Genomic DNA, 25261 nt, shown 5'->3' on the forward strand with positions numbered 1-25261 from the left:
TCCGGGGTCAGTCCTCGCTCTTGGCGCCCGCCATGTTGTCCTTGATCAGCTCCATCACGGTCGAGTCGGTGAGCGTCGTGACGTCGCCGAGCTCGCGGTTTTCGGCGATGTCGCGGAGCAGCCGCCGCATGATCTTGCCCGAGCGAGTCTTCGGGAGCTCCTCGACCACCATGATCTGACGCGGCCGGGCGATCGCCCCGATCTCCTTGGCGACGTGCTGGCGCAGCTCCTGCACCACGTCGGGCCCGCCGTCGCCGGCCTCGCTGCGCAGGATCACGAAAGCGACGATCGCCTGACCGGTGGTCGCGTCGGTGGCGCCGACCACCGCCGCCTCGGCCACCTTCGGGTGCGAGACCAGGGCCGACTCGATCTCGGTGGTCGACATCCGGTGCCCGGACACGTTCATCACGTCGTCGACCCGGCCGAGGAACCAGATGTCGCCGTCCTCGTCCTTCTTCGCGCCGTCGCCGGCGAAGTACATCCCCGGGAAGCGCGACCAGTAGGTCTCGACGAACCGCTCGTCGTCGCCCCACAGCGTCCGCAGCATCGACGGCCACGGCTTGGTGATCGTCAGGTAGCCGCCTTCGCCGTTGCCGACCGGCTGCGCCTCGTCGTTGACCACCTCGACGCTGATCCCGGGCACCGGGGTCATCGCCGCGCCCGGCTTGCCTGCGGTGACGCCCGGCATCGGGGTGATCATGTGCATCCCGGTCTCGGTCTGCCACCAGGTGTCGACCACCGGCGTCCGGTCGCCGCCGATGTGCGTGCGGTACCAGACGTAGGCCTCGGGGTTGATCGGCTCGCCGACCGACCCGAGGATCCGCAGCGAGGAGAGGTCGAACTTCGCCGGGATCTCCGCGCCCCACTTCATGAAGGTGCGGATCGCGGTCGGCGCGCAGTACAGGATGCTGATCTTGTACTTCTCGATGATCTCCCACCACCGGCCCTGGTGCGGCGTCTCCGGCGTGCCCTCGTACATCACCGAGGTGGTGCCGTTGGTCAGCGGGCCGTAGACCAGGTAGGAGTGGCCGGTCACCCAGCCGATGTCGGCGGCGGTCCAGAAGACGTCGGTCTCCGGCTTGAGGTCGAAGGTCGCCCAGTGGGTCCAGGAGGTGCCGACCAGGTAGCCGCCGGTGGTGTGCAGGATGCCCTTCGGCTTCCCGGTGCTGCCCGAGGTGTACATGATGTAGAGCGGGTGCTCGGCGTTGAACATCTGTGCCTCGTGCTCGCTGCTCTGCCGCCCGACGAACTCGTGCCACCACAGGTCGCGGCCCTCGGTCATCGCCGTCTCCTGCTCGGTCCGGCGGACCACCAGCACGTTGCGGACGCCGGGGCAGCGGGTCAGGGCCTCGTCGACGGCCGGCTTGAGCGCCGACGGCTTGCCCTTGCGGTAGCCGCCGTCGGCGGTGATCACCACCTGGCAGTCGCAGTCGGCGATCCGGCTGGCCAGCGCGTCGGCCGAGAACCCGCCGAAGACCACGGTGTGCGGGGCGCCGATCCGGGCGCAGGCGAGCATCGCCACCGCGGCCTCGGGGATCATCGGCATGTAGATGGCCACCCGGTCGCCGGCCCGGACCCCGAGCTCGGTGAGGGCGTTGGCGGCCCGGCAGACCTCGTCGGTCAGCTCGGCGTAGGTGATGGTCCGGGTGTCGCCCGGCTCGCCCTCCCAGTGGAAGGCCACCCGGTCGCCGTGGCCGGCCTCGACGTGACGGTCGCAGCAGTTGACCGCGGCGTTGAGCTCGCCGTCGGCGAACCACTTCGCGAACGGCGGGTTGCTCCAGTCCAGGGTCTGGGTCGGCGTGGTCCCCCAGGTGAGCCGCTCGGCCTGCTTCGCCCAGAACGCCTCGGGGTCGGCGGCCGCCTCGGCGTAGGTGTCGGTGGTGACGTTCGCCTGGGCGCTCAGCTCGGGCGGCGGCGGGAACCGACGCTCCTCGTGGCTCAGGTTGGACAGCGTCTCTTCGCTCACCGCAGCGCCTCCTCGTCGTCGACGGATCTCCGCCGGCAGGTCCAGACCACAGCCGACGGCGGGGTCAGCCTAACGACGCGGCGACCGGTCCGGCAGCTTGGGTGCATCCGTCAGACTGTGTCGGGCGCGCGGAGAAGCGGCGGCCGGGACGGAGCAGGAGCGGTATGGGCAGGCTGGCTCAGCTGAGCATGCGGAACAGGGCGCTGATCGCCCTGATCACCGTGTTCGTGATGATCTTCGGGGTCATCACGACGACCCAGCTCAAGCAGGAGCTCATCCCGTCGATCGACATCCCGACGGCGTTCATCTCGACCAGCTATCCGGGCGCCTCGCCCGAGGTGGTCGAGCAGACCGTGACCATCCCGATCGAGCAGGCCGTGCTGGGGGTCCAGGGCCTGGATTCGACCAGCTCGACCTCGAGCACCGGCCAGTCCCAGGTCACCGTCAACCTCACCTACGGTACGAACATCACCACCGCCCAGCAGGACCTGCAGGCGGCGGTCAGCCGGATCAAGTCCGCGCTCCCCGACGACGTCGACCCGCAGGTGATCACCGGCAGCGTCGACGACCTCCCGGTGCTCCAGCTGAGCGTCACCGGTGGCAGGAACCGGGTCGACCTGGCGCAGCGGCTCAACGACATCGCCGTCCCCGACCTGCAGAAGCTCGACGGCGTCCGCGCGGTCACGGTGGCGGGCGCGCCCGAGCGACGGGTCGAGATCGACCTCGACACCACCAAGCTCGAGGACCGCGGCTATTCGGTCAGCGCCGTCACCGCGGCGCTCCAGGCCAACGGCGCGGTCAGCTCGGCCGGCTCGATCACCGACGGCCAGCAGTCGTTGTCGGTCAACGTCGGCGAGCGGCTGACCAGCGCCAAGCAGATCGCCGCGCTGTCGCTGGTGCCGCCGACCACCACGGTGTCGCAGCAGGCCTCGTCCGGCGCCCAGTCCGGTGCCGGATCGGCCGGCGCGGGGTCGGGTGCCTCGGCCGGCGGGGCATCGAGTGGAGCCGCCTCGGGTGGCACCGCCGCGGGGAGCCAGACCGGGACTCAGACCGGGACTCAGACCGGGACTCAGACCGGGACTCAGACCGGGACTCAGACCGGGACTCAGACCGGGACTCAGACCGGGACTCAGACCGGGACTCAGACGGGGACCCAGACGGGGCAAGCGGGGCAGGCCGGCGCTCAGGCCGGCCAGGCCGGCGCGCAGGTGCAGACCGTCCCGCCGACCCCGACCGGCGCGCTGCCCGCGCAGGTGCGGACCAAGCGGGCGCGTCCGACGACGATCGGCGACGTGGCGACCGTCCGCGACACCACCGCGCCGGCGACCTCGATCTCGCGGACCAACGGCAAGGACAGCCTGTCGCTGTCGATCACGAAGACCCCCGACGGCAACACCGTCGCGGTGAGCAAGGCGGTCACCGCGGCGCTGCCCGCGCTCTCGCAGAAGCTCGGCGGCGACGTCGCCTTCACCACGGTCTTCGACCAGGCGCCGTTCATCACCCAGTCGATCGACGACCTGCTCAGCGAGGGCGGGCTCGGCCTGGCCATGGCCATCGTGGTGATCCTGATCTTCCTGCTGTCGGTCCGCTCGACGCTGGTCACCGCGATCTCGATCCCGGTCTCGGTCCTGGTGACCATGATCGGCCTGCGCGCCGCCGACTACTCGCTCAACGTGCTCACCCTGGGCGCCCTGACCATCGCCATCGGTCGGGTGGTCGACGACTCGATCGTGGTGATCGAGAACATCAAACGCCACCTCTCCTACGGCGAGGACAAGCGCATCGCGATCCTCACCGCGGTGCGTGAGGTCGCCACCGCGATCACCGCCGCCACGCTGACCACGGTCGCGGTGTTCGCCCCGATCGCGCTGGTCGGTGGCCAGACCGGGCAGCTGTTCCGGCCGTTCGCGATCACCGCCACCCTGGCCCTGCTCAGCTCGCTGATCGTGGCGCTGACCATCGTCCCGGTGCTGGCCTACTGGTTCCTGCGGTCGCCGCGCGGCCAGGTCGACCCCGAGCAGGTCCGCGCGGAGGCCGAGCAGAAGGAACGGCGCAGCATCCTGCAGCGCGTCTACGTCCCGCTCGTCACTCGGGCTGTCCGGCACCCGGTGATCGTGCTGCTGATCGCGGTGGCGATCATGGGCGGGACGGCCGCGCTGGCCCCGCAGCTCAAGTTCGACTATCTCGGCAACAGCGGCCAGAACACCCTCAGCGTCACCGAGCAGTTCGCCCCGTCGCTCAGCCTCGACACCAAGTCGGCGCAGGCGGCCAGGGTGGAGAAGGCGATCCGCGGCGTCGAGGGCGTCCAGACCGTGCAGACCACCGTCGGCGGGTCGGGCGGGGCGCAGGCAGCGTTCACCGGGTCGGGCGCCGACAACGCGACCTTCTCGGTCACCACCGACGCCCAGGCCGACCAGGCCGCGATCGAGGGCCGGCTGCGGTCGGCGGTCAGCGCGCTCGACGGCGTCGGCGAGATCACGGTCAGTGCGCAGAACTCCGGGTTCGGCAGCCAGGCGGTCGAGGTGATCGTCAACGCGCCCGACGCCGGCTCGCTGCAGCGGGGGGCCGACCTGGTGCTGGCCCGGATGAAGCAGGTGCCCGGGGTCTCCGACGTCACCTCCTCGCTCGCCGCCGACCAGCCGCTGGTGCAGATCACCGTCGACCAGGAGAAGGCGGCCGAGAAGGCGGTCACGGACACCCAGATCAACCAGGCGCTCACCGGCATCCTCGCGCCCGCCAAGGTCGGCACCGTGGAGATCGACGGGCAGGACCGCGACATCGTGCTCAAGACCAAGAGCGCACCCGACGGCCTGACCGCGCTGCGCAACGTCAAGATCACCAGCCAGACGGGCAAGGAGGTCAAGCTCTCCGACGTCGCGGAGGTGAAGCTGACCAAGGTGGCCACCCAGATCTCGCGCCAGGACAGCCAGCGCAGCGCGACGATCTCACTGACCCCGGACGGCGACAACCTCCGCGCGGTCAACGCCGACGTGACCGCCGGGCTGGCCGAGCTCAAGCTGCCGACCGGGGTGGAGACCTCACTGGGCGGGGTCAGCTCCGACCAGTCGGACGCGTTCCGCCAGCTCGGCCTGGCCCTCCTGGTGGCCATCGCCATCGTCTACGTGGTCATGGTGGCGACGTTCAAGAGCCTGATCCAGCCGCTGATCCTGCTGGTCTCGATCCCGTTCGCCGCGGTCGGCGCCCTGATCGCGCTGGTGATCACCGGCACCGCGCTGAGCGTGCCCTCGCTGATCGGTGTGCTGATGCTGGTCGGCATCGTGGTCACCAACGCGATCGTGCTGATCGACCTGGTCAACAAGTACCGGGAACGCGGGGAATCGGTGAACGACGCCCTGATCGACGGGTCCCGACAGCGGCTCCGGCCCATCCTGATGACCGCGCTGGCCACGATCTTCGCGCTGATCCCGATGGCGGCGGGGCTGACCGGGGGAGGGGTGTTCATCTCCCAACCGCTCGCGGTGGTGGTGATCGGCGGCCTGCTCTCGTCCACCGTCCTCACCCTGGTCCTGGTGCCGGTGCTCTACCGGTTGGTGGAGGGACGCAAGGAGCGGCGGGCGCTGCGCCGGGCCGAGCGGGACGGCGAGCCCGGCGGCGGCACCCCGACCCCGACGACGACCGACGAGGGGCCGGACGGACCACAGGCGCGGCACGCCGCGCCGGCCGGCTCCTGAGCTCAGAAACCGAGCCGGATCTCCAGCGCCTCGTCGGCGCCGTGGTCGAGCCTGAGCTCGCGGTGGTCGACCTCCGCCCGCCAGCACGAGGTCTGGAACGGCAGCAACAGCGGCTCGGGCGGTCGCGCGACCCCGGCGTAGAGATCGGCGACGTCGGCCAGCAGATCCTCGCGCTGGGCCTGCGACAGCGTGGCGGTGGCCGGGCGGCGCTCGACCATGGCCAGCAGGCCGGCGCGGTCGATCGGGACCCAGTTGCGGAAGTTGCGCCGGCTGACCTGGCGGAAGTAGACGCTGTCCTCGAGGTGGTCGACCGCGGCGACGCCGTAGTCCCCGGCCATCGCGGTGGGGTCTACCTGCTGCAGCCGGGCGGCCAGCCGGCGCACCCACGGCACGGTGTCGTCGCGGGTGTTGTAGGCCACGGCGAGGTGGCCACCGGGTCGGAGCACCCGGGCGATCTCGGGCAGCGCGAGCCCCGGCGCGAACCGGTGCAGCGTCTGGGCGGCCGTGACGACGTCGAACCGGGCGGCGCTGAACGGCAGCGCCTCCGCCTGTCCGACCACCACCCGCGCGCGACCGAGCCGTTCGACGGTGCGGGCCAGCTCGGCGGCCGAGCGGTCCAGACAGCGCACCCGGTGGCCGTCGTCGGCCAGCATGGCGGCGAAGCCGCCGGCGCCCGACCCGAGGTCGAGCACGTCGAGCCGGTGACCACCGATCATCCAGCCGGTGGCGGCAGCGGGATACGGGGTTCGGCGCTGCGGACTCATGATCGAATCCTATGGTTGGTGACCGTGCTGCTCCTGAAGGCGGGCGCGCCGCGGGAGGTCCTGCGGCGTGGCTGACCCGCTCGCTGACCTGGCCCGGATGGAGGGCGTCCCGTCGGCCGTCCAGGCTGCCCGCGACGCCGTCGACGCCGTCCTCCGCGACCGTGGGTTGCGTCGGTTCGACGACGAGACCCGGGCCCGCGCCCGCTGGGCGTCGGCGGTGGCCAGCGCCGATCTCGAGGAGCTGAGCGCGCCGGGGCCGGGAGGGGAGGTCGGCGCGGACGAGGCTGCGGACGGGCGGGCGGACGGGCGGGCGGACGAGCAGGCGGACGAGCGACGCGAACAGCGCCGGGCGGCCGTCCTGCGGCTCTACGCCGAGCTGCCAGAGCTGGCCGGCGCGGTCCGCCACCGACCGCCCCAGGTGCTGGCCCGGGCGCACGCCCTGCTCGGGCGCGGTTCCCTCGACGACGACGCGCTCGGGCGGCTCCGGGCCGGCGTCGATCGCTTGCGGTTCGACGGCCTGACCACGCTGCTGACGTCCACGACGGTGGCGCCCGTCCCGGTCCTGGCCGCGGTGGCCCACGCGGAGGTCGCGACGCTGCGGCCGTTCGGGACGGGGGACGGGGTACTCGCCCGGGCGCTCGAGCGGATGGTGCTGGTCGACGGCGGCGTCGACCCGCCGTCCATGATCGTCACCGAGGCCGGCCACCTCCGCGCCGGCGCCGACTACGCCCGGCTGCTCGCGGGCTACGCCACCGGACGGGCGGACGCCGTCCGGGCCTGGGTGCTGCACTGCGTCGCCGCGATCGTCCACGGGGCTGAGGTGTCGCCGGTCGCGCGACGTCGCTGACGCGGACGGTGACCGGCGCGATGATCATCGCCGGTTGATCATCAGCGTGCGGAAGCACCCCGGAACAGGGTTGGGCCGACGCCCACCGCAGTGGACGCCGGCCCGACACGACCCTGGGTGACCATGCGTGCATCGTGTGCGTTGGTCCGCGCAAGCACGGAGTCAACAACCCTCTGTGGATGGGTGATCGCCGCGTGGGTGCCCTGGTGCGTGTGACACTCGGCTCGCTGACTCCGACTGCAGACGACCACGTGGTCGGTGCCGCGGGACCGACCACATTCGTTCTGCAGTCAGCCCTGCGCTCCGAGAGCACGTCCGTTGGTCGCTGTTCCTGCACTCGACACCAGCGATTCGGAGTGTGTTGTGGGTCTCTTTCTACTCCTCCGACAGCGGCTTGGAAAGACTTGCAGACAACGCAAAAGTGTGCATCCAACGCCTGGTTGAGAGCGGTCCGGACCACGGCGTGCGCGGCTGCCGACCAGCGCGGACCGGGGGCCGCTCAGGATCGACGGCGCCGCGCGGCGAGGCCGACCAGGACGCACGCCGCGAGCACCGCGGCCACGGCCGGGAGGAGGCGCCGCGCGCTGACGCTCGCGACCGACCCCCGCGGGCCGAAGTCGTGAACCGGCCAGCCTTCCGCGACGGCGATCCGACGCAGCGCGGCGTCCGGATTGACCGCGTGCGGCGAGCCGACCTCGCGGAGCATCGGCAGGTCGGTGACCGAGTCGGTGTAGGCAGCGCAGGCCGCGAGGTCGTGACCGTGCTCGAGCGCCCAGGCCCGGATCGCCTCGGCCTTGCGCGGTCCGTACATGTAGTCGGCGATCTCGCCGGTGTAGTGGCCGTCGACCTCCACCATCCGGGTGCCGAGCACCTCGTCCACCCCGAGCAGCGCCCCGACCGGCTCGGCGAGGTCGAGACCGGTCGAGGTGACCACCACCACGGTGTCCCCGGCGTCCTGGTGGGCGCGGATCAGCGTCCGCGCTTCGTCGAAGACCAGCGGCGTCACCACCTCGGCCAGCTGCTCGCCGACGATCGACCGCAGGTGGTCGGCGTCCCATCCGGCCACCAGCGCCGACAGCGCGGCGCGCATCCGCTCCATCGCCGCGTGGTCCACCCGGCCGCGGACCAACGCCGCCTGGGCCAGCGCGCTGCGGGCGACGTCGCGCCGGGTGATCAGCCGGGCCACGTAGAGCGGTCGGGCGAAAGCGAGCACCACCGAGCGGGACAGGATCGTCTTGTCCAGGTCGAAGAAGGCGGCCGGCACCCGGGCACTGTACGTGCCCGCGCCGGCAGGCGGCGGTGTTGTCCGGGCACCCGGTCCGTCCACAGGTCCGGGCCGGTCGGACCGCCGTCCACAGCGGAGCCGGACTCCCGCTGCCGGTCCGTGGCACCGTCCCAGGGTGCGGGTGTGCGAACAGCGAGCACGCTCACCCACCGCCGTCCCGACACCCTGGACGCCCGCTCCGGTCCGAGCCGTACGGCCTCCGCCGGGCGCGGCGTACGGCCGCTCGTCGTCGGTGCCGATCCTGGGCTGCTCCGGCAGCTGTCCGCCGTGGCCGCAGCGGCGTCGGTCGAGCCGGAGCTGGCGGCCGACGCCGCCTCGGCGGTCCGCGCCTGGCGCACGGCACCGCTGGTGCTGGTCACCGCCGGGGCCGCCGAGACGTTGGCGCACCGGGGCCTGCCGCGCCGGGCGGAGGTCTTCCTGGTCGGCGAGGGGACGCAGCGCGCCGAGCTCGAACGGTGGTCGGCGCCCCTCGGCGCCGCGGTCGTCCTGCTGCCGGAGGCCTCGCCCTGGTTGACCACCACCCTGGCCGACGTGGCCGGGCGCGCCGCCGGTCACGGTCGGGTCGTCGCGGTGCTCGGCGGCTCCGGTGGGGTCGGCGCCTCGACCGTGGCGGCGGCCCTCGCCGTCGGCGCGGCGGAGGCGGGACACCGCGCTCTGCTGGTCGACCTCGATCCCTGGGGCGGCGGCATCGACCTGCTGATGGGTGCCGAGGACCAGCCCGGGTGGCGCTGGCCGCGACTGGCGGGTGCCCGCGGGCACGTGGCCGACCTGCTCGAGCACCTGCCGCGCGCCGCCGAGGTCTCCGTCTTGTCGATGGAGCGGGTGTCGAGGACTCGCGACGGCGAAGAGAACGGGGAACCGTCTCCGGCGTCCGTCCGCTCGGTCCTGGCCTCGGTGGTCCGACGCTGTGCGCTGGTGGTCGTCGACCTGCCGCGCAGCCCGGGACCCGCAGCCGACGAGGTGGTGCGGGCGAGCAGCGAGGTGGTCGTGGTCTGCGCCGCCGAGGTGCGAGCGATCGCCGCCGCCCGGGTGCTGCTCGACCGGCTACGGAGCGAGGGGCACGACCCCGCCGTCCTGGTGCGGCGCTCCCGCGGGGCGCTGCCCGCCGAGCGGGTCGCCGCGGCCCTGGATGCTCCACTGTTGGCCGTGCTGCCCGACGACCCCGCGGTCCACCGGGCCGAAGCGGCCGGCGAGCCGCCCGGCCGGGCCCGGCGCAGTCCGTTGGCGCGGACGGCGAGCACCGTGTTGGGCGAGTTGCTCGCCGATGTCGACCACGACGGCCCGCCCGACGGTCACGCCCGCAGCCGGGCCGACAGCGACGCCGATCCCCACACCGGTGCGCCTGCCGACGGACCGGCCGGGGCCCCCGGGCGGCAGCGACCCGGTCGGAGGGCGGTCGCGTGAGCACCGCGGCGACGTCCCCGCCGATGCGGAGGATCACGCCGCCGCGGCGGGCCCGGCCGTCGGAGCCACCCGCAGCACCTCCGCCGGCCGGCGGGGCTGTCCCCGCCGGCGACCTGGACCGGATCCGCGCCGTCCTGGTCGACCGCGGCGAGCGCGCCGACCCGTCGAGCGTGGCCGCGATCATGCGGACCGAGGGGATGGTGGTCAGCGACGCCTCGCTGGCCGCGACCGTCGAGACGTTGCGCCAGCAGAGCGTCGGCGCCGGCCCGCTCGATCCGCTGCTCCGCTCCGACGGCGTCACCGACGTGGTGGTGAACGGTCCCGACCAGGTCTTCGTCGACCGCGGCGACGGTCTCGAGCTCTCGGCGGTGCGCTTCGGGTCGGACGACGAGGTCCGCCGGCTGGCGCAACGGCTGGCAGCCTCGGTGGGGCGGCGGTTGGACGACTCCGTCCCGTTCGTCGACGCCCGGCTGTCCGACGGCACCCGGGTGCACGCAGTGCTCGGCGTGCTCGCCGACCGGGGCACCTGCCTCTCGCTGCGGGTCCCGGCGCGACGGACCTTCTCGCTCGACGAGTACGAGGCTCGCGGCTCGATCGGCTCGGGTGGGGCCCGGCTGTTGCGCCGGATGATCGCCCGGCGGGTGCCGTTCCTGGTCAGCGGCGGCACGGGCTCGGGCAAGACCACGCTGTTGGCGGCCCTGCTCGGGCTCGTCCCGGCCTGTGACCGGATCGTGGTGGTCGAGGACTCCCGCGAGCTCGCCCCGGCGCACCCGCACGTCCTGCGGCTCGAGGGGCGGCCGCCGAACGCCGAGGGGGCCGGCGCGGTCACGCTGACCGACCTGGTCCGCCAGTCCCTGCGGATGCGGCCCGACCGGGTGGTCGTCGGCGAGGTGCGCGGAGCCGAGATCTGCGACCTGCTGGCCGCGATGAACACCGGGCACGAAGGCGGGTGCGGGACGGTGCACGCCAACTCCGCCGGCGACGTCCCGGCCCGCCTCGAGGCCCTGGCCGCGCTCGGCGGGATGAGCCGCGCCGCGCTCCACGCCCAGCTGGCCTCGGCACTCAGCGCTGTGGTCCACGTCCGGCGCGAGCGGGACGGCCAACGGCGGGTGGCCGAGATCGCGGTGCTGGTCCGCGACCCGGGCAGTGGCCTCGTCGAGAGCCGGACCGCCGTGGCCTTCGACCGCGACGGCACCAGTCGACTCGGCCCGGGCGCCGCGCGGCTCGACGAGGTGCTCCGGTGACCCCGACCCTCGAGCTCGGTCACGGAGCCGCGCTGGTCGTGGCGGCCGTGCTCGCGCTGGCTGCGGTCGGCGCCGGGGTGTCCGCCCCGGGGAGGGTGACCGCCCGCCGGCTGCTGGCGCTGGACGAGCCGGTGCCTACTCCGGGGGTGCCGCGGACCGGTCGGCACCGGCACCGCGGTCACCGTGTCGTGCTGCCGGTGGTCGGGCTGCTGATCGTCCCGACGATCGCGGGGGTCCTGGTCGGCGCCGCCGGCCTGCTGCTGGGGATCGCCGCATCGGCGGTCACCGGGACGGTGGGCCTCCTGCTGGCCCGTCGTGGTCGCCGCCGCCGGGCCGAGGCCGCGCGGCGGGACGTGGCACAGGCCTGTGCCCTCCTCGCCGGTCAGGTGCGGATCGGGCAGGTCCCGGCGAGCGCGCTGCGCTCGGCCGCGGAGGACTGCCCGGTGCTGGGTCCCGCGGTCGACACCCTCGAGCTCGGCGGCGACCCGGTCGAGTGCTGGCTGGCCCAGTCGGCCCGGCCGGGACACCTCGGCCTGGCCGACCTGGCCCGGGCCTGGCGGTTGGCGGCGGTGACCGGCGCCGCCCTCGCGCCCGTGCTCGAAGCGGTCTCCGCGGGCCTCGAGGCCGACCGGGCGCTCGGTCAGGTCATCGCCACCGAGACCTCGGCCCCGCGGGCCACCGGCAAGATCATGGCCGTCCTGCCCCTGGTGGGCATCGCCCTCGGCTACGTGCTGGGCGGTGACCCGGTCGCCTTCCTGCTGCACAGCCGGGCCGGCTGGGCGTGCCTGGCCGCCGGCTCCCTCTGCGCGTGCAGCGGGGTGCTGTGGATGGAGAAGATCGCCGACCGTGGAGCGAGGGATCCGTGATGGGCATCGGGCTGTTCGACGCGGGACCGGCCCGGCTGTTCGGCGTCGTCCGCGCCGTCGGGGTCATCGGTCTCGTCGACCCGGACCAGGGTGCGCTGCTGGTCGCCGCCTGCGGGCTGGCGCTGGCGACGGTGCTGCTCGGGATGGCCTCACCGGCCGGGCGTCTGCGCCGGCTCGCCCGGCTCGACCGACCCGATGACCAGGACGGGCCGACGGACGTGGGCCCGGTCCGGTCGGCCTCGCGGAGGGTGGCAGGCCTGCTGGCCGCGCGCCCAGAGGCCAGTCCGCTCCGCGCTCGGGTGGCCATCGCCGCGGTCACCGGGGTCGGCGTCCTCGCGGTGTCCACCGTCGCGCAGGCCTTCGCCGCGCCCGGACGGCTGGTCGCCGCCCTGCTGGCGGCCGCCGTCTGCCTGGTGCTGGCCGGGAAGCTCGAGCCCGGGGCCGCCCGCGAGCGACGGCTCCGGGCGGTGATCGACCTCCCGCACCTGCTCGACCTGCTGGCCGCCGGGCTCGGCGCCGGCCTCCCGCTCCGGGTCGCGGTCGGCCAGGTCGGACCGCTCGTCGGCGGTCCGCTCGGCGAAGCCCTGGATCAGGTGCTCCGCCAGATCGAGCTCGGAGTCCCCGAGGCGCGGGCCTGGCGAGCGCTGCGCGACCACCCGGCCCTCGGCCGGCTCTCACTCGACCTGGCGCGTTCGGTCGACTCCGGGCTGCGGCTGTCGGCGACGCTCGCCCACCACGCCTCCGACGCGCGCGGCAGCCGCCGGGCGGCCCTCGAGGCCCGGGCGCGTTCGGTCGGGGTGCACAGCGTGCCGCCGCTGATGGTCTGCTTCCTGCCGGCCTTCCTCCTGATCGGCGTCGTCCCCACCGGGGTCAGCGCCTTCCTGCACGCCCTGGGCTGACCCGTGTAACCCGGCCTCTGTGCGGGTCGGCGTGCCGTCGGCTCAGATCGCGCGCACGAGGATCTGGGTCGGCCCGGGCCAGTCGATCCCGGTCCGCTCCTCGAGCGGGCAGAAGCCGAGCGCCCGATAGAAGGCGCGGGTGGCCGCGTAGCCGGCGTGCTCGAAGCTCGGACCGACGGTGTGCACCACCAGGTAGCGACCGCCGTCCGCGGCGAGCTGCCTCGCGTGCGCCTCGACCAGCTCGCGTCCGATCTCACGGCCACGCCAGGAGGGGTCGACCGCGATGAGGTGCAGTTCGGCGCTCTCCGGATAGTGCCGGTGGAGCAGGGCGAACCCCACGACCTCACCGGCACGCTCGGCGACCAGACAGGGGAACGCGTCGTTCGCGACGTCGTTGACGTACTCCTCGACCGCCTCCGGGATGCCGAACCAGTCGGGGAGGGCGGTCAGGATGCGCCGGGCGGATTCCGGGTCGCGGCGGGCGGTGATGGTCACTGCGTCGCGATCGCGCGCTGGCACGGCGGGCCGGTTCGGGTGCGGGTGGGTGTCGGGCATGGGGTGTTCCGTTCCTGATCATGGCGCGCCGGTGCCGCTGGGCGCACGGATCATCGATGGGGTCGCTGCTGAGGAAGGCCGGCTGGATGCCGGCGCCGACTGTCGGACCGGACGGTGCGCGGGAGGTCACGACGGTCCCTGGGAGTTCGCCTCGGTGACCGAGGCGTCGCTCAACGGAACACCGCCCGAGCCTAGACCGAGCGGTCGTCGTCGGCGAGGTGTGGTCCGGAAGGAGTCGGGTGTTGTCCGGACGCCTGGCCGTCCACACCCCGGCCGTCCGGCCCGGTCCGTCAACAGCGCGAGGTCGGTGTGCGACCCGGCTCGCCGGACCGGCCCAGTGTCCTGGGCAGATCCACCACGGATCAGGCATCGACAGGGATGCCGTCGACAGAGGAGTGGAAGATGTCCACCTTGATCACTACCGGCGCCGTCGCCACCGACGCCGCCACCGAAACCCCGCGCCTCCCTGCGGTGGAGCTGCCGCTCGCCCAGCGGATGGTCATCGGCTGCCTGGCCGCCGTCATCGGGCTCGGCCGCCCGCTCGCCCGCGACCAGCGCGGGATCACCACCGTCGAGTACGTCATCGGCATCGTCGCCGGGATCACCATCGTCGGCGTCCTGGTGCTGGCGCTCAGCAACCCGAGCGTGCAGCACGCGCTCGTGGGGCTGATCGAGCACCTCTTCGGGATGGGCGCGGACCCCGCGAAGCAGGTCAAGAAGGGGTGAACGCCCGTACCGGTGCCGGGCGGGAACGTCCGGCACCGGTTCACCCGCCACAGCAGAGGGAGCGACGGATGAGCTTCGGACACCGCCTCGCGCGGTGGATCCCGGGCGGACGCGGGATCACCACGGTCGAGTTCGCCGTCGGGCTGCTCGCCACGCTGGTCGTCCTGACCATGCTGGCGTGGATGATCTTCCTGCTCGGCATCAGGATCGCCGCGGTCGACGCGGCGGGCGCGGTGGCCCGGCAGAGTGCGCGCGGTGACGCCGCCGGGGTGCGCGCGGCGGAGGCGGGAGGACCGGCCGGCGCCCGCTACCGCATCGCCCGCGGCGACGGATCGGTCAGCGTCACGGTCACCGTCGACGCGGCCCCGGTCGCCGGGCTGCCGCGCTACCGGGTGACCGCGACCGCGGAGGCCGTGACCGAGCCGGGAACGGAGCAGGGACCGTGAGGCCGTCCGGAGGTATCCGGGGTCGGGCGACACCCGCGGACCGGCGGGGCAGCGGCACGATGCTCAACCTGATGATCATGCTCGTGCTGCTCGCCGTCACTGCGGCGGTGCTCGGCTTCGCCGGCTACGCCACCGCGCGTCACCAGTCGCAGAACGCAGCCGATCTGGCCGCGTTGGCGGCGGCTCAGACCGAGGGCAGCTCGGGCGCATCGGTCGGCAGCGCCGGCACGACCGTTGCCGACGGACCGGCGCCGGCGCCGGCGCCGGTGTGCACGGCGGCGCGCCGGGTCGCCCGGGCCAACGGCGCCGAGGTGACGGGCTGCGAGCTGGTCGGGTCGCCGTTCGACTTCGTGGTCACCGTCCGGGCCGAGGTCGCGCTGCCGGTCCACCTGCCCGGTCTGCCCGACACCGTCAGCGCCGAGGCGAACGCGGCTCCGGTGCGGTGAGTCTGGACGGCCGCGCGGGCGGCTCGGGCTCAGCGGCGCTCGGGCTCAGCGGTGCTCGGGCTCCCGCCCGGCCTCGTCGGGAGCGCCGGGCCGGCCGGGATAGCTGCGCTTGCTGGCCGGCTTCCGCTCGGCGTCGGCCGCGGCCTGTCCGCTGGCGGCCTTGAGCAGCGTCCGCTGCTGGCGGCGTCGCGCGGCGCCTCGTCGCAGACCGGCCCGGATCAGCGCCAACGCGATGATCAACACCAGCATGGCGACCGCACCCGATCCGAAGAGCCCCAGCTCGTTGGCCGGGATCCGCGCCCCGAACAGCGACAGCTGCAGCAGCCCCGAGCTGTCCAGGGTCATCGGGTCGAGCCCGTTGATCACGATCACCAGCGTGAACGCTGCCACCAGCACCAGCAGCACGACCCCCAGCGCGACCATGCGCTCATTATGGCGACGCCGACCACCGGATGCCGCTGCCCTGGGCCCGATCACCACCCCGCGCCCTGAGCGCGATCGCGCCTCGAGCTTGTCGAAGGGCCGTGGGCGTTTCCACGAGCTCAGCGCGCGGGGTTGGCGCATCGGGTGACCGTGCCCTGAGCGCTTGCTCCACCCTGGCGCTCGGGCGTGATCGCCACCACCGTGCCCTGAGCCTGTCGAAGGGCGGACGGCGCTTCGACAGGCTCAGCGTGCGGGGTTGGGTGCTTTGACAGGTTCAGCGTGCGGGTTTGGGCGCTTCGACAGGCTCAGCGTGCGTGCTTCGCGGATCGCGTGATCGTGCCCTGGGCGCTCGCCCCAACCGGGTGCCCGAGCGCGATCGCGACCACGGTGCCCTGAGCCTGTCGAAGGGCAGAGAACGCTTTGACAGGCTCAACGCGCGGGGTTGGGCGCTTCGACAGGCTCAGCGCAGCGGCGCTTGGACAAGCTCAGCGCGCGTGCTTCGCGCTTCGACGGGCGTAGCGCGCGTGCCTCGCGCTTCGACGGGCTCAGCGGGCGGCGCTTCGACAGGCTCAGCGCGCGGGTAGGCGCTTCGACAGGCTCAGCGCGCGGGTAGGCGCTTCGACAGGCTCAGCGTGCGAGCGGCGCTTCGACGGGCTCAGCGCGCGGCGCTTCGCGCTTCGACGGGCTCAGCGGGTGGCGCTTCGACGGGCTCGGCGTCCTGCCGTCGCCTCAGCCGACCGGAGGCACGCCCAGCAGGGCGGAGAGCAGCCGGGTGGCGGCGGCCTTGTCGAGCATCTGGTTGGCGTTGCCGCACTTGGGGGAGACGACGCAGGCGGGGCAGCCCGCCTCGCAGGGACAGCTGCGGAGCTGGTCGAGGGTGGCGGTCCACCACTCCTGGGCGACGGCGAAGCCGCGTTCGGCGAAGCCGGCTCCACCCGGGTGGCCGTCGTGGACGAACACGGTCAGCTGCCCGGTGTCGGGGTGCACGAGCGTCGAGAGACCGCCGATGTCCCACCGGTCGCAGGGCGCGAACAGCGGCAGCAGACCGATCGCCGTGTGCTCGGCCGCGTGCGCGCCCGCCGCCAGGGTGTGCTCGGTCTCCTGGTCGAGCGCCCGCAGCGATCGGTGGTCGAGGGTCCACCAGACCGCGGTGGTCCGGAGCCGGACCTCGGGGCTGTCGAGCGGGTTCTCGTCCCACACCGTCCCGGTCTGCTCGTCGCGTCGCAGGTAGGCGAACACCTGCGAGGCCACCTCGACGTCGCCGAACACCAGCCGGCCGTTCCCGATCCGACGCGAGGTCCGCTCGCCGAGCACCCGGACGTCGTGGGTCCCCCGGGCCTGGGTGACGTAGCCCGGCGCCGCGCGGTGCACCACGGCCTCGCCCTCGTCGCGGTCGAACTCGTCGACCAGGTAGGTCTCGCCCTGGTGCAGGTAGACCGCGCCCTCGTGGACCGTGCCCTCCGCGTTGACCGGGTCGGTGGTGCCGACCACCCTCCCGGTGCCCGCCTCGACGATTTCGACCGTCCGCCCGCCGGCCGACCGCAGGTCGATCGCCGCACCGGCCCGCCCCTCGCGAGCCCAGAACCAGCCGCGCGGACGCCGCCGCAGCACCCCCTGGCCCTCCAGCCGTTCGACCAGCCCCGGCATCGACGGCCCGAACCAGCGCACGTCGTCGCTGGTCAGCGGCAGCTCCTGCGCCGCCGCAGCCAGGTGCGGCCCCAGCACGTACGGGTTCTCCGGGTGGAGCACGATCTCCTCGACCGGGTGGTCGAAGAGCAGCTCCGGGTGCCCGACCAGGTAGGCGTCGAGCGGGTTCGCCGCCGCCACCAGCACCACCAGCGCCTCGGTGCCGCGCCGCCCCGCCCGGCCGGCCTGCTGCCAGAACGCCGCCCGCGTCCCCGGAAAACCCGCGATCACCACGGCGTCGAGCCCGGAGATGTCCACGCCCAGCTCGAGCGCATTGGTCGCCGCCACCCCGGTCACCGCCCCGGTCTGCAGAGCGGCCTCGAGCTCGCGCCGGTCACCGGCCAGGTAGCCGCTGCGGTACGAAGCGATCCGCCGCGTCGCGCGCCCCGCCGCGCCACCCGCCGCGCCACCAGCCACGCCGTCAGCTGCGCCGAGCGCGAGCCCGACCGGCCCGGCACCCGCCGCGACCTCCGACCGGCCCTCGGCGAGCTCGACCAACCGCTGCGCCCGCACCGCCACCTGCTCGGCCAGCCGCCGTGACGGGATGAACGCCACCGTCTGTCGTCCGCTGTCGACCAGGCCGGCGAGCAGCTCGGCCGCGTCCTCGGTCGGCGCGTGCTCCGGCTCCCACAGCAGCACCTCGACCGCGCCGTGCGGCGAGCCGTCCGCCGACACCACCTCGATCGGCTCCGCGCCGCCGGGGCCCGGGTCGTCGGCCCGCCCGTCCGCCGGCTCCTCCCCGATCAGCGCGGCCGCCGACCGACGGACCGCCGCGTCCCCGCCGCCGCTGGTCGCCGAGGACAGCACGAACACCGGGTCGGCGCCGTAGTGCGCACAGAGCCGCCGGAGCCGGCGCAGCACCACCGCCACCTGCGCGCCGAACACCCCGCGATAGCGGTGCGCCTCGTCGACCACCACGTACCGCAGCGTGCTGAGGAAGCTCGACCACCGCTCGTGCTGCGGCAGCAGCGCGTGGTGGAGGAAGTCCGGGTTGGTCAGCAGATAGCCGGCGTGGTCGCGGGCCCAGTCGCGCTCGGCCGGCTCGGAGTCGCCGTCGATCGCCGCGACCCGCCAGCCGGGCAGGCCGAGCGTCCCGGTGACCCGGAGCTGGTCGTGGGCCAGCGCCTTGGTCGGGGCCAGGTAGAGCGCGGTGTGCGGGCGGCGGGGCCGGAGCAGCCGGCTGCGCAGATCGCCCGCGGACCCGCTCGCCGTGGACCCACGCGCCGGGGCCACCACCTCCGGTCCGCCCGAGGTCGCCGCCGCGACCGCCATCAGATAGCCGAAGGTCTTGCCCGAGGCCGTCCCGGTGGTCAGGGCCACGTGCCGTCCGGCGACCATCGCGTCGGCGGCCAGCCGCTGGTGCCGCCACGGGCTCGCCATCCCGGCCCGCACGAGACCGGCGCGGCAGTCGGCCGGCAGCCACTCCGGCCAGCCGGCCACCTCGGCGCTCCGCCCCGGCAGCAGCCGGCGGTGGCGGACCCGGTCCAGGTCCAGCAGCGGGGCGACGTCCAGCACCCGGCAAGAATCGCACACAGGGCCGACAACGCCGGTCGATCCGGCCGGGTGCCGGGTTCTGCGCCCGGCTGTCGGACAGGTTTCCGGCACGAGTTCTCTCGTCCGGGACGAGACCAGTGGTGCGTCTGGTTTAGACTCCGGTCCGACCGGCGGGGCCCCGAGCAACGTGTGCTCCTGGTCTGACCCCTTTTTCGTGTTCCGGTAATTCGTTCGAGTGGGAGCTCTCTTGATGTTCGCTGGCTCTGCCGTTCCGTTGGCGGTGACGCTCAACGGGACGTTGGTGACCTACGTCGTCGTGGTCGCCGTCATCGCCCTCATCGCCCTCGGGATGGCCGTCGCCTTCCGCCGCCAGGTGCTGGCCGCTGGCGAGGGCACCGACAAGATGCGCGAGATCGCGCAGGGCGTCCAGGAGGGCGCCTCGGCCTACCTGGGTCGCCAGTTCCGCACCCTGGCGATCTTCGCGGTGATCGCCTTCCTGCTGCTGCTCGCCCTCCCGGCGCACAGCGACGACGGTGCCGGCGCCCACTGGGGTCTCCGGATCGCCCGCTCGGTCGCCTTCCTGGCCGGTGCGGTGTTCTCCGGTCTGATCGGCTACTTCGGCATGTCGCTGGCCGTCCGGGCCAACGTCCGGGTCGCCGCGGCGGCCCGGTCCGAGGGTCGCGACCCGGCCATGCGGATCGCCTTCCGCACCGGTGCGCACGTCGGCATGGCCACCGTCGGCCTCGGCCTCGTCGGCGCCTCTCTGGTGGTGCTGTTCTTCAAGGGCGACGCCCCGACCGTGCTCGAGGGCTTCGGCTTCGGCGCCGCGATGCTCGCCATGTTCATGCGGGTCGGCGGCGGCATCTTCACCAAGGCCGCCGACGTCGGCGCCGACCTGGTCGGCAAGGTCGAGCAGAACATCCCCGAGGACGACCCGCGCAACGCCGCCACCATCGCCGACAACGTCGGTGACAACGTCGGCGACTGCGCCGGCATGGCCGCCGACCTGTTCGAGTCCTACGCGGTGACCCTGGTCGCCTCGCTGATCCTCGGCAAGGCCGCTTTCGGCGCCATCGGGCTGGTCTTCCCGCTGATCGTGCCGGCCATCGGCGTGATCACCGCGATCATCGGCATCTTCCTGACCCGCCCGCGGGCCGGCGAGAACGGCCTCAAGACGATCAACCGGGCCTTCTACCTCTCGGCGGTGATCTCGGCGGTGCTGTGCGCGATCGCCGCCTTCGTCTTCCTGCCCAGCAGCTTCGCCGGGCTCTCCGGTGTCACCGCCCAGTACGACGGGCCGATCAACGACCCGCGGATCGTCGCGCTGATCTCCGTGGTGATCGGCATCGTGCTGGCCGCGATCATCCTGTCGCTGACCGGCTACTACACCGGCACCGAGGACCGCCCGGTCAAGGACGTCGGCAAGACCTCGCTCACCGGTGCGGCCACCGTCGTGCTCGCCGGTATCTCGGTCGGGCTGGAGTCGGCCGTCTACACCGCGCTGGTGATCGCCGCCGCGGTCTACGGCGCCTTCCTGGTCGGCGGCTCCGGGATCGTCGGGCTGTTCTGCATCGCGCTCGCCGGCTGCGGCCTGCTGACCACCGTCGGCGTCATCGTGGCCATGGACACCTTCGGCCCGGTCTCCGACAACGCCCAGGGCATCGCCGAGATGTCGGGCGACGTCCACGGCGAGGGCGCGCAGATCCTCACCGAGCTCGACGCGGTCGGCAACACCACCAAGGCGATCACCAAGGGCATCGCGATCGCCACCGCGGTGCTCGCCGCGACCGCGCTGTTCGGCTCCTACACCGACTCGATCCGCACCGTGCTGGTCGAGCAGTACGAGCGGTTCTCCGCGCAAGCGGTGGTGTTCAACCCGGGCACCCTGGTCGGTCTGCTGGTCGGCGCGGCGGTGGTGTTCCTGTTCTCCGGGCTCGCCATCAGCGCGGTCGGCCGGGCCGCCGGCGCGGTGGTCTACGAGGTGCGCCGCCAGTTCCGCGAGATCCCCGGGATCATGGAGGGCACCACCAAGCCGGAGTACGGCCGGGTCGTCGACATCGTCACCCGCGACTCGCTCCGCGAGCTGGCCACGCCCGGTCTGCTGGCGATCTTCGCCCCGATCGCGGTCGGCTTCGGCCTGGGGGCGCCGGCGCTGGCCGGCTACCTGGCCGGGGCCATCGCCTGCGGCACCCTGATGGCGGTGTTCCTGGCCAACTCCGGTGGTGCCTGGGACAACGCCAAGAAGCTGGTGGAGGACGGCAACCACGGCGGCAAGGGCTCGCCGGCGCACGAGGCCACCGTCATCGGTGACACCGTGGGCGACCCGTTCAAGGACACCGCCGGCCCGGCCATCAACCCGCTGATCAAGGTGATGAACCTGGTCGCGGTGCTGATCGCCCCGGCCGTCGTCGCGATGTCGCCGCTGAGCACCGACCCGAACCCGATCCGCTACCTGATCGCGCTGGTCGCGCTCGCCGTGGTGGTGGTCGTGGTGGTGATCAGCTCGCGCCGTCAGGTCGGGATCTCCGGCGAGGGCAGCGGCGACGGGTCCGGCGACGCCGGCACCGGCGCCGGCGGCACCACCGCCCCGGCCGTGGAGACCGCCCAGCGCTGACCCGCTCGTACCGAGCACCCGACCGGCCCCGCAGTCGCTCCGACTGCGGGGCCGCGTCACGTCCGGACGCTCCGGTCGGCTGTCAGACTGGACGGACCATGTCCGATCAGCACCCCGGTCACGACGCCTGGCCGACCCGCCCCGAGCAGCCGTACCCGCCGCAGCAGGGCTATCCGCCGCAGAGTCAGCAGCCCTACGGCCAGCAGCCCTCCCCGCAGCCGGGCCAGCCCGGCCCGTACGCCCAGCAGCCGTACGGGCAGCAGCCGTACGCCCAGCAGCCGTACGCCCAGCAGCCCTACGGCCCGCCGGCCGGCTACCCGGCGCTCGCGGTCCGCGCGCCCAAGCCGTCGCCGCTGCCGGACCACCCGGTGATCTACCAACAGCTGCTCCGCGGCGGTCGTCACCGCTGGTGGAAGCCGATCCTCTCGATCGTCATGTTCGTCGCGGTCGTCTTCGTGCTGATCAACCTGCTCAGCCTGATCCTGATCCCGATCGGCATCGCCACCGGTCACTCGGCCGACCTGGCCCAGTTCGTCGACCGGATCCTCGACCCGAAGGCCGGGATGGGTCCGCTGACCTTCGCCTTCACCAACCTCAGCCTGATCGTGCTGATCCCGGTGGCCATGTTCACCGTCTGGGCGGTCCACCGGACGCCGCCGCGCTATCTGATCTCCGTCGAGGGACGCTTCCGCTGGCGCTGGTTCGGGCGCTGCCTGGCCCTGCTGGTGCCGCTGTGGCTGGTCTACCTGGGCATCGGGTTCCTCACCGACCCGCCCACCGGCGCCCGTCCGGAGCACTGGGTGGTGCTGATGATCATGGTCGTGCTGACCACGCCGCTCCAGGCGGCCGGGGAGGAGTTCGCCTTCCGCGGCTTCCTCGGCCAGGTGATCGGGTCCTGGTTCCGCAAGCCGATCGTCGCCGCACTCGCCCCGCTGCCGTTCTCGGTCGGGCTCTTCGCGCTGGCCCACGGCAGCCTGCACGTCTGGATCCTGGTGGACCTCGGCGCGTTCGCGCTGGCCACCTACCTGCTGATGTGGCGGACCGGCGGGCTCGAGGCCGGGATCGCGCTGCACGCCGTCAACAACGTGCTGATCATGGTGATCACGCTCTACCTTGGTGGCTTTGAGGAGGGCTTCGTCAGCTCCGACACCACCGGCAGCTGGAGCGCCGCGCTGATGAGCGTCGCCGTCAACGGGCTGGTGCTCGCGCTGCTGCTCTGGCAGGCGCGCCGGGCGAAGATCACCCGCCGCTACCAGCCGTCCGTGCCCGCCGAGACCCCGGTGGCCAGCGGCTACGCGACCCTCCCGGGCTGATCCGCGGCGCCGTCCGCCCGGTCCGCGGTGCCGTCCCCGGTGGCGTCCCCGGTGGCGAGCCGGTCGTCGCCGTCGTCGGTCGTTGCGGCCAGGGCCCAGCGCAGCGCGCCGAGGGCGAGCCGGGTGGCCGGCGCGGCCAGCACCCGGTCGGTGACCGGCAGTGTCGGCAGCGACAGCTCCGCGCGCGCCCAGGCCGGCAGGGTGGCGATGGCCCCGGCCGCGAGGAGCCGGTACCCGGCCCGCGCGGCGGCGGGCAGCGGCGGGTTCCGGAGCAGCAGGTCGCGCGCCTCGCGGGCCGGTTCGGTGCACCGCAGCTCGGGTCGGAACGAGGCCAGCTGACGGTCCAGCATCCGCCGGTCGGTCGGCGGCTCGGGCACCCCGAGGTCGGCGGCCACCTGCGCGGTGTCGGCCAGGTAGTCGTCCACCCCGGCGTCGGTCAGCGGGGTCGCGCCGTAGCGCTGGTGGGTGGCCAGGAAGCTGTCCACCTCGGCGATGTGCACCCAGATCAACAGCCGCGGGTCGTCGGCGCGGTACGGGGTGCCGTCGGGCATCGTCCCGTGCACCCGCCGGTGGATGCCGCGGACCCGCGCGATGGCCCGGGACGCGTCGTGGTCGGTGCCGTAGGTCGTGGTGGCCAGGTAGTGGCTGGTCCGGTGCAGACGTCCCCAGGGGTCGCCGCGGAAGCCGGAGTGGTCGCTGACCGCCTGCATGGCCACCGGGTGCAGCGACTGGAGCAGCAGGGCCCGGATGCCGCCGACGAACATCGCGGTGTCGGTGTGCACCCGCCAGATCGCGTGGTCGGGGGTGAACCGGCGCGGGCCCGGCGTGTTCCAGATCCGCTCGTGCGCGGCGTCGAAGTCGTCTCCGGCGATCCGTCGGTGCACCGAGGCGGCCAGCCCGCTGCGGACGCGGTGCACCAGCGATCCGGCGTCGACCAGCCTGAGCCCTGCCATGTGGCGAGCGTAGGTGTAAGCCGAAACGGTCTAGCGTGACCGCGTGGACGGTGTGCAGACGGTCGTCGGCGTGGGCACGGGCCCGGTCTCCGAGGCCGAGCTGGTCGCGGTGGCCCGGGGCGGCGCCGCGGTGCGGATCGACCCGGACGCCGCCGCCGCGATCGCCGCCAGCCGGGCGCTGGTCGAGGCGCTGGCCGACGACGTCGAGCCCCACTACGGCATCTCGACCGGGTTCGGCGCGCTGGCCAACCGGCACATCCCGCCGGACCGGCGGACCGACCTGCAGCGCAGCCTGATCCGCAGCCACGCGGCCGGGTCGGGCGATCCGGTCGAGCCCGAGGTGGTGAGGGCGATGATGCTGTTCCGGCTCTCCACCCTGGCCACCGGCCGCACCGGCATCCGCCCGGCGACCGCCGAGCTGTACGCCGGCCTGCTGACCGCCGGGATCACCCCGCTGGTCCGCGAGTACGGCTCGCTCGGCTGCTCGGGCGACCTCGCCCCGCTGGCCCAGGTCGCGCTGACCCTGATGGGGGAGGGCGAGGTCCGCGACGCCCACGGCCGGCTGCGCCCGGCCGCCGACGCGCTGGCCGCGGCCGGGCTGTCCCCGGTCACGCTGGCCGAGAAGGAGGGGCTGGCGCTGATCAACGGCACCGACGGCATGCTGGGGATGCTGGTGCTCGCCCTGCACGACCTCGACGGGCTGCTGCGGGTCGCCGACCTGACCGCGGCGATGAGCGTCGAGGCGCTGCACGGGACGCCCAAGGTGTTCGCCGCGCACCTGCAGGCGTTGCGGCCGCACCCCGGCCAGGCGGCCAGCGCGGCCAACCTGGTCCGGCTGCTCGAGGGCTCGGCGATCGTGGCCAGCCACTCCGGACCCGGCTGCACGCTCGTCCAGGACGCCTACTCGCTGCGCTGCACCCCGCAGGTGCACGGGGCGGTCCGCGACACGATCGCGCACGCCCGCCGGGTCGCCGCCGTCGAACGGGCCAGCGCGGTGGACAACCCGGTGGTCACCCTCGACGGCCGGGTCGAGTCGAACGGCAACTTCCACGGTGCCCCGGTCGCCTACGTCCTCGACTTCCTGGCCATCGCGGTCGCCGACCTGGCCAGCATCAGCGAGCGTCGCACCGACCGGGCCCTCGACGTCCACCGCAGCAACGGGCTGCGGCCGTTCCTGGCCGACGACCCCGGCGTCGACTCCGGCCACATGATCGCGCAGTACACCGCGGCCGGGATCGTCAGCGAGCTCAAGCGGCTCGCCGTCCCGGCCAGCGTCGACTCGATCCCCAGCAGCGCGATGCAGGAGGACCACGTCTCGATGGGGTGGGCGGCCGCCCGGAAGCTCCGCCGCTCGGTCGACGGCCTGCGTCGGGTGCTCGCGGTCGAGCTGCTCACCGCCGCCCGCGCGCTCGACCAGCGCGGGCTGCCGCCGGCCGCCGGGACCGCCGCGGTCCGCGATCGGCTCCGCGAGGCCGGGGTCGAGGGGCCGGGGCCCGACCGCTACCTGGCCCCGGAGCTCGAGACCGCCGTCGCGGTGATCGCCGACGGGTCGGCCCTGGCCGCGGCCGAGAGCGTGATCGGCGCCCTGGACTGACCCGGCGCCGCGAGGCAGGACCCGACACGACAGACAGGAGAGTG

General features: G+C 73.7%; 19 protein-coding genes. 12 read left to right on the forward strand and 7 right to left on the reverse strand.

Annotation, left to right across the window (positions count from 1 at the left end; all coding sequences use genetic code 11):
* Window positions 1–7 precede the first annotated feature (7 nt).
* Window positions 8–1966 carry an acetate--CoA ligase gene (gene acs / locus FHX74_RS07975; protein ID WP_182559524.1) on the reverse strand — a complete coding sequence of 653 codons (1959 nt, stop codon included), beginning with the start codon at window positions 1964–1966 and terminating at the stop codon, window positions 8–10.
* 164 nt (window positions 1967–2130) lie between these two features.
* On the opposite strand from acs, the gene FHX74_RS07980 reads away from it, so the two are divergent.
* The gene (locus FHX74_RS07980) at window positions 2131–5658 is read left to right on the forward strand and encodes an efflux RND transporter permease subunit (protein ID WP_182559525.1); all 3528 of its coding nucleotides are present in this window, start codon (window positions 2131–2133) and stop codon (window positions 5656–5658) included.
* A 2-nt stretch (window positions 5659–5660) separates the two neighbouring features.
* Here FHX74_RS07980 and FHX74_RS07985 read toward each other — a convergent pair whose 3' ends face one another.
* Window positions 5661–6422: a class I SAM-dependent methyltransferase gene (locus tag FHX74_RS07985; RefSeq protein WP_182559526.1), complete on the reverse strand. Its 762-nt coding sequence runs from the start codon at window positions 6420–6422 to the stop codon at window positions 5661–5663.
* A gap of 67 nt (window positions 6423–6489) precedes the next feature.
* Here FHX74_RS07985 and FHX74_RS07990 point away from each other — a divergent pair, with 67 nt between their 5' ends.
* Entirely contained in the window at window positions 6490–7269 is a 780-nt protein-coding gene (locus FHX74_RS07990; protein ID WP_182559527.1) for a Fic family protein, read from the forward strand.
* 499 nt (window positions 7270–7768) lie between these two features.
* On the opposite strand, the gene FHX74_RS07995 is transcribed toward FHX74_RS07990, so the two are convergent.
* The gene (locus tag FHX74_RS07995; protein ID WP_182559528.1) at window positions 7769–8533 is read right to left on the reverse strand and encodes an HAD family hydrolase; all 765 of its coding nucleotides are present in this window, start codon (window positions 8531–8533) and stop codon (window positions 7769–7771) included.
* A gap of 144 nt (window positions 8534–8677) precedes the next feature.
* Between FHX74_RS07995 and ssd the strand changes: the two genes are divergently transcribed.
* From ssd to FHX74_RS08015, 4 genes are read left to right on the forward strand one after another with little or no spacing between them, the layout of a single operon-like run.
* On the forward strand, window positions 8678–9958 hold the full coding sequence (ssd, locus tag FHX74_RS08000) for a septum site-determining protein Ssd (protein ID WP_182559529.1): 1281 nt from the start codon (window positions 8678–8680) through the stop codon (window positions 9956–9958).
* On the forward strand, window positions 9955–11202 hold the full coding sequence (locus FHX74_RS08005; RefSeq protein WP_328823702.1) for a TadA family conjugal transfer-associated ATPase: 1248 nt from the start codon (window positions 9955–9957) through the stop codon (window positions 11200–11202). The genes ssd and FHX74_RS08005 overlap by 4 nt, the downstream gene beginning before the upstream one ends.
* Complete coding sequence (locus tag FHX74_RS08010; protein ID WP_182559530.1) at window positions 11199–12068, forward strand: type II secretion system F family protein; 870 nt, start codon at window positions 11199–11201, stop codon at window positions 12066–12068. Before FHX74_RS08005 ends, FHX74_RS08010 begins: the two co-directional genes overlap by 4 nt.
* Window positions 12068–12967, forward strand: coding sequence for a type II secretion system F family protein (locus tag FHX74_RS08015; protein WP_182559531.1), 900 nt, complete (start codon window positions 12068–12070; stop codon window positions 12965–12967). The genes FHX74_RS08010 and FHX74_RS08015 overlap by 1 nt, the downstream gene beginning before the upstream one ends.
* Window positions 12968–13009: 42 nt before the next feature.
* On the opposite strand, the gene FHX74_RS08020 is transcribed toward FHX74_RS08015, so the two are convergent.
* The gene (locus tag FHX74_RS08020; protein ID WP_328823703.1) at window positions 13010–13462 is read right to left on the reverse strand and encodes a GNAT family N-acetyltransferase; all 453 of its coding nucleotides are present in this window, start codon (window positions 13460–13462) and stop codon (window positions 13010–13012) included.
* 462 nt (window positions 13463–13924) lie between these two features.
* On the opposite strand from FHX74_RS08020, the gene FHX74_RS08025 reads away from it, so the two are divergent.
* The 3 genes from FHX74_RS08025 to FHX74_RS08035 all read left to right on the forward strand — a co-directional run bounded on the left by FHX74_RS08025 (window position 13925) and on the right by FHX74_RS08035 (window position 15140).
* Entirely contained in the window at window positions 13925–14248 is a 324-nt protein-coding gene (locus tag FHX74_RS08025) for a DUF4244 domain-containing protein (RefSeq protein ID WP_182559533.1), read from the forward strand.
* A 68-nt stretch (window positions 14249–14316) separates the two neighbouring features.
* Window positions 14317–14694 (forward strand): TadE family type IV pilus minor pilin, encoded by a 378-nt coding sequence (locus FHX74_RS08030; protein ID WP_182559534.1) that lies wholly within the window; start codon window positions 14317–14319, stop codon window positions 14692–14694.
* A 59-nt stretch (window positions 14695–14753) separates the two neighbouring features.
* Window positions 14754–15140 (forward strand): pilus assembly protein TadG-related protein, encoded by a 387-nt coding sequence (locus FHX74_RS08035; protein ID WP_268925933.1) that lies wholly within the window; start codon window positions 14754–14756, stop codon window positions 15138–15140.
* Between the two features lie 45 nt (window positions 15141–15185).
* Here the strand turns inward: FHX74_RS08035 and FHX74_RS08040 are convergent, their stop codons facing one another.
* Together FHX74_RS08040 and FHX74_RS08045 are read right to left on the reverse strand one after the other, a co-directional pair.
* Entirely contained in the window at window positions 15186–15563 is a 378-nt protein-coding gene (locus FHX74_RS08040) for a hypothetical protein (RefSeq protein ID WP_182559536.1), read from the reverse strand.
* Window positions 15564–16292: 729 nt separating this feature from the next.
* Entirely contained in the window at window positions 16293–18764 is a 2472-nt protein-coding gene (locus FHX74_RS08045; RefSeq protein ID WP_328823704.1) for a DEAD/DEAH box helicase, read from the reverse strand.
* A 280-nt stretch (window positions 18765–19044) separates the two neighbouring features.
* Here FHX74_RS08045 and FHX74_RS08050 point away from each other — a divergent pair, with 280 nt between their 5' ends.
* A complete protein-coding gene (locus FHX74_RS08050; RefSeq protein WP_407941469.1) occupies window positions 19045–21357 on the forward strand; it encodes a sodium-translocating pyrophosphatase in 2313 nt (770 codons plus the stop codon).
* A 98-nt stretch (window positions 21358–21455) separates the two neighbouring features.
* Window positions 21456–22670 carry a CPBP family intramembrane glutamic endopeptidase gene (locus FHX74_RS08055; protein ID WP_182559538.1) on the forward strand — a complete coding sequence of 405 codons (1215 nt, stop codon included), beginning with the start codon at window positions 21456–21458 and terminating at the stop codon, window positions 22668–22670.
* On the opposite strand, the gene FHX74_RS08060 is transcribed toward FHX74_RS08055, so the two are convergent.
* Window positions 22649–23623, reverse strand: coding sequence for an oxygenase MpaB family protein (locus FHX74_RS08060; RefSeq protein WP_182559539.1), 975 nt, complete (start codon window positions 23621–23623; stop codon window positions 22649–22651). The genes FHX74_RS08055 and FHX74_RS08060 overlap by 22 nt on opposite strands.
* 52 nt (window positions 23624–23675) lie before the next feature.
* On the opposite strand from FHX74_RS08060, the gene hutH reads away from it, so the two are divergent.
* Window positions 23676–25217 (forward strand): histidine ammonia-lyase, encoded by a 1542-nt coding sequence (hutH, locus tag FHX74_RS08065; protein ID WP_182559810.1) that lies wholly within the window; start codon window positions 23676–23678, stop codon window positions 25215–25217.
* The last annotated feature ends 44 nt before the right edge of the window (window positions 25218–25261 follow it).

This window comes from Microlunatus kandeliicorticis (genome assembly GCF_014137855.1).
Taxonomy (GTDB): domain Bacteria; phylum Actinomycetota; class Actinomycetes; order Propionibacteriales; family Propionibacteriaceae; genus Microlunatus; species Microlunatus kandeliicorticis.